Consider the following 7952-nt stretch of genomic DNA (forward strand, 5'->3'; position numbering starts at 1 on the left):
CCTAGTCCATTTTACATTGAGCAAAAATATGATACAATAAACTGACTAGAAAAAACAAAGGAGAAACCATGTCTCAACTCTATGATATTACCATTGTAGGTGGTGGTCCTGTCGGGCTTTTTGCGGCCTTCTATGCCCATCTACGCCAAGCCAAGGTTCAAATCATCGACTCTCTTCCCCAGCTAGGTGGACAACCTGCTATTCTCTACCCTGAAAAAGAAATCCTAGACGTACCAGGCTTCCCAAACCTGACTGGAGAAGAGTTGACTAACCGATTGATTGAACAGCTAAACAGCTTTGATACCCCTATTCATCTCAACGAAACGGTTCTTGAGATTGAAAAACAAGAAGAAGGATTTGTCATCACAACTTCTAAAGGGAGTCACCTGTCTAAAACTGTTATCATCGCTATGGGGGGCGGTGCCTTCAAACCACGTCCGCTGGAACTTGAAGGTGTTGAGGGCTATGAAAATATTCACTACCACGTTTCCAACATTCAGCAATATGATGGTAAGAAAGTGACGATTCTTGGTGGGGGAGACTCAGCTGTGGATTGGGCTTTGGCTTTTGAAAAGATTGCACCAACTACCCTTGTCCACCGCAGAGATAATTTCCGCGCCTTGGAACACAGTGTCCAAGCCTTGCAAGAATCATCTGTAACCATCAAGACACCATTCGTCCCTAGCCAACTCCTTGGAGATGGAAAAACGCTTGATAAACTTGAAATCACAAAAGTTAAATCTGATGAAACAGAAACGATTGACCTAGACCACCTCTTTGTCAACTATGGTTTCAAATCTTCTGTTGGTAATCTTAAAAACTGGGGGCTCGACCTCAACCGCCACAAGATTATTGTCAACAGCAAACAAGAATCTAGCCAAGCAGGTATCTATGCTATCGGTGACTGTTGCTACTATGACGGAAAAATTGATTTGATTGCGACAGGCCTCGGAGAAGCTCCAACTGCTGTCAACAACGCCATCAACTACATCGACCCAGAGCAAAAAGTACAACCAAAACACTCAACCAGTTTATAAAAAAGAACCACGAGTCACATAGGATTCGTGGTTTTATAGCTCTTCGGCTAATTTGTTTATCTTTCTGAGTCTGTGGTTGACGCCACTTTTGGTCAGAGGGGTGCTGAGGCTATCTGCTAACTGCTGGATAGAGTAGTCTGGGTGCTGAATCCGCAGTTGCGCTACTTCCTGCAAATCCACTGGTAAATTCTCTAATCCCATGATATCTTTGATTTTACTGATATTGTTGATAGTCTTCATGCTGGCAGAAACTGTCCGAGCAATATTAGCTGTTTCGGCATTATTGGCCCGATTGAGATCATTACGAGTCTCTCGCAAGATCTTAACCCGCTCAAAATCATCACGCGCCTGCATGGCTCCGATGACTATCAAGAAGTCCATAATATCTTCTGCTCGCTGGAGATAGGTCACAGCCCCCTTCTTGCGCTCAAGCACCTTGGCATCCAGTAAAAATTGCTGGAGAAGGGAGGCAATCCCTTGCGCGTGGTCCAGATAAACAGAACTGATTTCCAACTGGTACTTGCCTGACTCAGGGTCACGAATGCTCCCATTTGCCAAGAAAGCGCCACAGAGATAGGCACGACCTGCTTCCTCATCTGATAAAATCGCCTCATCAATACCTGTTTCCAGGCCAAAGAAGGAGTCGGCTAAGTGTAAGTCACTCAATAAATCCTGCACCTTTTCATCTGTAAAAACGGTATAGACCCGATTCTTGCGAAGATTGCTTCTCTGATGGTGTCGGATTTCCGATTTGATTTCATAAAAATGGAGAAAGGACTCATAGAGGTGACGGGCCAGTTTGGCATTTTCTGTCACGACGGACAAGGTCAAGCCCGAAGTCGAGAGACCAATACTGCCAGACATCTTGATAATGGCAGACAATTCATGTCGGCTTAGATGGTGCTGACCTAGGATTTCTTCTTTTACTGCTACTGTGAAACTCATTTTCTCACCTGTATAATCCGCATCAATTCATCCACAATCAAATCTCCATCGTGGAAGGCGCCTCCATTTTCCAGACGAAGGAAGTTGGATGAAATCACACGCGGAACTTGCTTACAAAGACCAGCAAAATCATGGTCCACCTGTACCAAGTATTCATCAAAACGGTTGGAATTCATGTATTCCTGAGGCACTTTTTCGATATTCACCAAGACAGTATCGATAAAAGGGCGACCAAGGTGACGATGCAAGACCTCCACGTGGTCACTATCTGTAAAGTGTTCCGTCTCCCCACGTTGGGTCATGATATTGCAGACATAGGCGATTTCTGCCTTGGTTTCCAAAAGCGCCTGCCCGATTTCCTTAATCACGATATTGGGCAAAATAGAGGTAAAGAGAGAACCAGGCCCGAGGACAATCATGTCACTTTCAAGAATGGTCTGCACTACTCGACGGCTGGCCAGAGGTGTATCATCGTTGAAGGTATTGGTCACATAGACATGGTCAATCATGCCTGGATGGTCTGCGATATGACTCTCTCCAGCCACTTCTGTCCCATCTTGAAAGACTGCATGCAAGGTCAAAGGATGGTCGCTGGAAGGATAAATCTTCCCAGTTGTATGAAAAAACTTGCTCAATAACTGCATGGCATTATAGGTCGAACCCTGCATTTCTGACAGGCCAGCGATAATGAGATTGCCCAGCGGATGTCCAGCAAAGGCTCCTGCATCCTCAGAAAAACGGTATTGAAAGACCTTTTCATAAAATTTTGGCATATCCGACATGGCCACAAGGACATTACGAAGATCACCTGGCGGTGTCAATTGCTGCATATTTTTTCGGAGTTCACCTGATGAACCACCATCATCCGCCACCGTTACGATAGCAGCGATTTCCACATCTTTTTCCCGCAGACTCTTAAGAATGACGGGGATCCCAGTCCCTCCACCAATCACCGTTATCTTTGGTTTTCTCATGAACGGTTTACCGTTTCCTTTCTCCGGTCTTTGTCGCGATGCCCTTCATTGACAGGCCAATTCTTGGATAAGTCCTGCGCCAAGCGTTTGGCAAAGGCCACACTACGGTGTTGTCCACCCGTACAACCCATGGCAATGGTCAAAACTGACTTTCCTTCCTTTTGGTAACTTGGTAAAATCGGCTCAATCAAGGCCAACAAATGTTGATAAAAGTCTTCTGACTCAGGATGGTTCATGACATAGTCATAAACAGGTTCATCCACACCCGTTTGGTTTCGTAGTTCTGGTTGGTAGTAGGGATTTGGCAAGAAACGGACATCAAAGACCAAATCCGCATCAATCGGGATTCCATATTTAAAGCCAAAAGACATGACTTCGATACGGAAAGACTGGGCTTGTTCTTGATCTGAAAACTGCTCTGCAATGGTTTTACGCAGCTCACGAGGAGTAAGTTCAGTCGTATCCACCACATTTTGGCTCATATTTTTCAAAGGTGCCAAGAGCTCACGTTCCAGCTTGATTCCATCCAAAATCCGTCCATCTGCTGCTAATGGGTGACTCCGTCTGGTTTCCTTGTAACGCGCGACCAATTCCTTATCAGCTGCATCCAAAAAGAGGATTTTGAAATCCAAATCATCTTGATTTTCCAACTCATCCAAAACAGCTTGAATCTCTGAGAAGAAAGAACGGCTCCGCATATCCACTACTAAAGCCAACTTATGGTCGTCTTCCTTTGTTTCCACCAGCTGCAAAAACTTAGGCAAGAGAGCTGGCGGCATATTGTCAATAGTGAAATAACCCAAATCCTCGAAAGACTGAATGGCTACAGTTTTGCCCGCACCACTCATCCCTGTCACAATCACCAAGTGAAGTTGTTTCTTTGTCATCTTTTTCTCCTTATATCAAAAGAAGTTTGGCAACACCAAACTTCAACTAGCTTATCCAATCTCTGCGATGACTTCGATTTCGACTTTTACATCACGAGGAAGACGAGCTACCTCCACAGCTGAACGAGCTGGAAATTCCTCTTTAAAGGCCGTTTGGTAAACCTCATTAAAAGGAACAAAGTCGTTCATATCGCTCAAGAAGCAAGTTGTTTTGACAACGTGATCAAAATCTGTTCCTGCTTCCGCCAAAATAGCACCAATATTTTTCAAGACTTGTTCTGTCTGTTCTTGGATTGTTTCTCCAACGATTTCCCCAGTTTCAGGAGAGAGAGGAACTTGACCGCTAGCAAACAAAAGGTTGCCAACGATTTTTCCTTGAACATATGGTCCGATAGCCTTTGGAGCCTTATCTGTATGAATTGTTTTTGCCATTTTCTTTTCCTCACAATTTTTCTAAGATTGCATCCCAAGCCTCATCCATCCCTGCCTTGCTGACAGATGAAAAGAGGATAAAGTCGTCACTTGGGTCAAAGTTTAATTTCTTTTTGATTGCTGATTCGTGCTTGTTCCATTTACCACGAGGAATCTTGTCCGCCTTAGTCGCCACAATGATAACTGGAATCTCATAATACTTAAGAAATTCGTACATCTGTACATCATCTGCTGACGGGTCGTGACGAAGGTCAACTAAACTGACTACCGCACGGAGATTTTCCCGAGTCGTTAGGTACTCCTCAATCATGCGCCCCCACTTTTCACGTTCCTTTTTGGAAACACGGGCATAACCATAACCAGGCACATCCACAAAGCGCATCTTGTTGTCAATGTTAAAAAAGTTGAGAAGCTGGGTTTTCCCAGGTTTCCCTGACGTACGAGCCAGATTCTTACGATTCAGCATAGTATTGATAAAGCTAGACTTGCCAACATTTGAACGCCCTGCTAGGGCAATCTCTGGCAGTTCATCCTGTGGGTAGTGGGATTTATTCGCCGCACTGAGCAAGATTTCAGCATTGTGTGTATTGATTTCCATAGTCACCTCTAGGCTGTTTCTAGGATTGGTTTATCCGTTCCATCAACAGCTTCTTTAGTGATGCGGACCAATTTCACATTTTCCTGACTCGGTACTTCAAACATGACATCTAGCATGGTTTCTTCAATAATCGAGCGAAGACCACGCGCCCCTGTCTTGCGTTCGATAGCCTTATTGGCAATTTCCTGAAGGGCTTCATCGTCAAATTCCAACTCGACATCATCATAAGAAAGCAAGGTTTGGTACTGTTTCACCAAAGCATTTCTTGGCTCTTTCAAGATACGAACCAAGTCATCAACCGTTAATTGCTCAAGAGCTGCAAAGACTGGCAAGCGTCCAATCAACTCAGGGATAATCCCAAATTTTTGAATATCTTCTGCGATGATTTCTTGCATGTATGAGCTGTTTTCGTCAATCGCCTTATTGTTTTGACCAAATCCGATGACTTTTTCTCCAAGACGTTGTTTAACGATTTCTTCAATGCCATCAAAGGCACCACCCACGATGAAGAGGATATTTTTAGTATCCACTTGAATCATCTCTTGTTGTGGATGCTTGCGTCCACCTTGAGGCGGTACGCTAGCAACAGTTCCCTCAATAATCTTGAGAAGAGCTTGTTGCACCCCTTCACCAGAAACGTCACGTGTGATAGACACGTTTTCGCTCTTCTTGGCAATCTTGTCAATTTCATCCACATAGATAATGCCACGCTCTGCACGTTCAATGTTAAAGTCAGCAGCCTGCAAGAGTTTGAGAAGGATATTTTCCACGTCCTCACCCACATAACCAGCCTCCGTCAGTGCTGTCGCATCCGCAATCGCAAAAGGCACATTCAGGCTCTTGGCCAAGGTCTGGGCAAGGAAAGTTTTCCCTGAACCAGTTGGCCCAATCATCAGGATGTTTGACTTCTGCAAATCCACATCTTCTGACTCTTCACGCGTATCGTGGAAATTGATACGTTTGTAGTGGTTATAAACCGCCACTGCCAAGGCACGCTTGGCACGATCTTGACCAATTACATAGTGGTTCAAGATATGGAGGAGTTCGATTGGTTTTGGCACCTCAGACAAGTCTGCCAAGACTTCCTCAACCAATTCTTCTCGAATGATTTCCTGAGCCAACTCCACGCATTCATTACAAATAAAAGCATTGTTGCCAGCGATTATTTTTTGTACTTCTTCTTGATTTTTGCCACAAAATGAGCAATAAACCATCATATCATTTTTTCTATTTGTAGACATGATTTCCTTCCATTCTATACTGTCATTCTATCTAAAATAAGGTCATGTAAAAAGCATGAATACTATTGACCAGATTAGTAAAGGCATTTAACCAGAGCAGGATAGAAAGCCCGTAACGCTTTTTACGAAAAGCCTGTGCTCCTGCCAGAAGGCAGATGAAACACAGAAAAGCCGTGAATAAACCAAATAAACTCCGTTCCATTAGACTTCCTTTCTCTTACGGTATTGGATGGTAAAATCATAAGGATTCTTCTCATCTTTACTATAGGATTTACTTGATACTGTCTCAAAAGGGGACAAGTCAAACTCTTCAGGGAAATAGGTATCTCCTTCCACACGAGCATGAATATGAGTCACAATCACTTCGTCAAGGTAGGGCTCAAAAGCCTGAAAAATCTGCTTCCCACCAATAATATAGAGATTCTTTTCTTGAGCCTGATACCAGTCCAAGACAGACTGGACATCCTGAAAAGTAGCCACCCCATCTATCTTTTCTTCCGTGTTACGTGTCAAAATCAAGGTCTCCCGTTTTGGAAGCAAGCGACGCCCCATCCCATCAAAGGTCACACGCCCCATCAAGATAGCATGATTCAGGGTTGTTTCTTTGAAGTGTTGCAGTTCTGCTGCCAAATGCCAAGGCAGACGATTGTCTTTCCCAATCACACCCTCTTCATCCTGGGCCCAAATAGCTACGATTTTCTTAGTCATGCTTCCATCCTTTTCACTGATAGTACTATTTTATCAAAAAACTCAAAAAAAGACTGGTTTGGAATAGCTTACAAAATAGAAAAAATCTGTAAGAAATTTCCTACAGATTTATCTATGTTGCCTTGTTTCTTACAAACCAGGTGCTTGTCCAAGTTCTGCGGCAAGCATCCAGATTGTTTTATCCGTTTCATTTTTAGCGTCTGAGAAGATACCATTTGTCACATCATCACCTTCTTCATCAGTAACATCCAAACCTTTTTGGAAAAGTTCTGACAAGTAACGGTAGATAACAAGGACACGTTCCAAACTTTCTTCAACATTGCGGTATTCACCAGCTTCTTCTTCGATTTCACTGTTTTGAAGGAACTCTGTCAAAGTAGAGTATGGTTTACCACCGAGTGTAATCAATCGTTCACTGATTTCATCTAAATGACCATCAAGAGCATCCATGTACTCATCCATTTTTGGATGCCATACCATAAAACCGCGTCCACGCATGTACCAGTGCACTTGATGCAAAGCAACGTGGGCTACGTACAAATCAGCAACAGCTTGATTCAAAACTTCCTTTGTTTTTGCCAATGCTACTGGCGCTGCTTTTGTTAATGTTGCGACATCTTTTGCTGCTTCTTTTTTCAATTCTACCATTTTATTTTACCTCATTCATTATTTTTATGTAACCACTTCTTAATGATTACTACCTTAGTATACTACTAAGGAAAACCAATAGCAAGCAAAATAACCCACATGAGAAAAGTTGCAATAGACTGATAATTTAAGAATTCTTTAGAAGACGAAAAGAGGGTTGGATGCTTATAGTCAATGGAAATCCATCAGCAAACTAGGAAACTAAACCCAGCTTGACCAAAGCACAAGTTTTGAGGTCGCAGGTAGAACTGACCAAGCTGATGTGGTTTGAAGAAATTCCCCAAGACTATAATAGATTGAAATAAGATGTAACCAAGTCGATTAGGAAAGACAAATGAATTTCTAAAAATGTTTTAGCAACCGCAATGTTCTGGTCTATATTCAATCTACTATATAATACTCTTCGAAAATCTCTTCAAACCACGTCAACGTCTCCTTGCCGTAGATATAGTTACTGACTTCATCAGTCTTATCTACAACCT

Annotated in this window: 10 protein-coding genes; 1 reads left to right on the forward strand and 9 read right to left on the reverse strand. The window is 43.1% G+C overall.

Translation table 11 applies throughout. The annotated features are described in order from the left end of the window. Positions 1-68 precede the first annotated feature (68 nt). Entirely contained in the window at positions 69-1037 is a 969-nt protein-coding gene (locus HT669_RS05855; protein WP_172922215.1) for an NAD(P)/FAD-dependent oxidoreductase, read from the forward strand. Positions 1038-1070: 33 nt separating this feature from the next. Here the strand turns inward: HT669_RS05855 and whiA are convergent, their stop codons facing one another. The 9 genes from whiA to HT669_RS05900 all read right to left on the reverse strand — a co-directional run bounded on the left by whiA (position 1071) and on the right by HT669_RS05900 (position 7470). Next, the gene (gene whiA, locus HT669_RS05860) at positions 1071-1982 is read right to left on the reverse strand and encodes a DNA-binding protein WhiA (protein WP_172922216.1); all 912 of its coding nucleotides are present in this window, start codon (positions 1980-1982) and stop codon (positions 1071-1073) included. Continuing rightward, on the reverse strand, positions 1979-2956 hold the full coding sequence (locus tag HT669_RS05865; RefSeq protein WP_172922688.1) for a YvcK family protein: 978 nt from the start codon (positions 2954-2956) through the stop codon (positions 1979-1981). The genes whiA and HT669_RS05865 overlap by 4 nt, the downstream gene beginning before the upstream one ends. Next, the gene (gene rapZ / locus HT669_RS05870) at positions 2953-3843 is read right to left on the reverse strand and encodes an RNase adapter RapZ (RefSeq protein WP_172922217.1); all 891 of its coding nucleotides are present in this window, start codon (positions 3841-3843) and stop codon (positions 2953-2955) included. Before rapZ ends, HT669_RS05865 begins: the two co-directional genes overlap by 4 nt. A gap of 51 nt (positions 3844-3894) precedes the next feature. Further along, positions 3895-4275: a RidA family protein gene (locus HT669_RS05875; protein ID WP_001140420.1), complete on the reverse strand. Its 381-nt coding sequence runs from the start codon at positions 4273-4275 to the stop codon at positions 3895-3897. A gap of 10 nt (positions 4276-4285) precedes the next feature. Then, the gene (gene yihA / locus HT669_RS05880) at positions 4286-4873 is read right to left on the reverse strand and encodes a ribosome biogenesis GTP-binding protein YihA/YsxC (RefSeq protein WP_172922218.1); all 588 of its coding nucleotides are present in this window, start codon (positions 4871-4873) and stop codon (positions 4286-4288) included. Between the two features lie 8 nt (positions 4874-4881). Then, a complete protein-coding gene (clpX, locus tag HT669_RS05885; protein WP_000106341.1) occupies positions 4882-6114 on the reverse strand; it encodes an ATP-dependent Clp protease ATP-binding subunit ClpX in 1233 nt (410 codons plus the stop codon). A 31-nt stretch (positions 6115-6145) separates the two neighbouring features. Further along, positions 6146-6316 carry a hypothetical protein gene (locus HT669_RS05890; RefSeq protein WP_000442276.1) on the reverse strand — a complete coding sequence of 57 codons (171 nt, stop codon included), beginning with the start codon at positions 6314-6316 and terminating at the stop codon, positions 6146-6148. Next, positions 6316-6822: a dihydrofolate reductase gene (locus HT669_RS05895; protein ID WP_172922219.1), complete on the reverse strand. Its 507-nt coding sequence runs from the start codon at positions 6820-6822 to the stop codon at positions 6316-6318. Before HT669_RS05895 ends, HT669_RS05890 begins: the two co-directional genes overlap by 1 nt. A 129-nt stretch (positions 6823-6951) precedes the next feature. After that, positions 6952-7470 carry a Dps family protein gene (locus HT669_RS05900; RefSeq protein WP_023937471.1) on the reverse strand — a complete coding sequence of 173 codons (519 nt, stop codon included), beginning with the start codon at positions 7468-7470 and terminating at the stop codon, positions 6952-6954. Between the last annotated feature and the right edge of the window lie 482 nt (positions 7471-7952).

The organism is Streptococcus sp. 2100 (genome assembly GCF_013276335.1).
Taxonomy (GTDB): Bacteria; Bacillota; Bacilli; order Lactobacillales; family Streptococcaceae; genus Streptococcus; species Streptococcus pseudopneumoniae.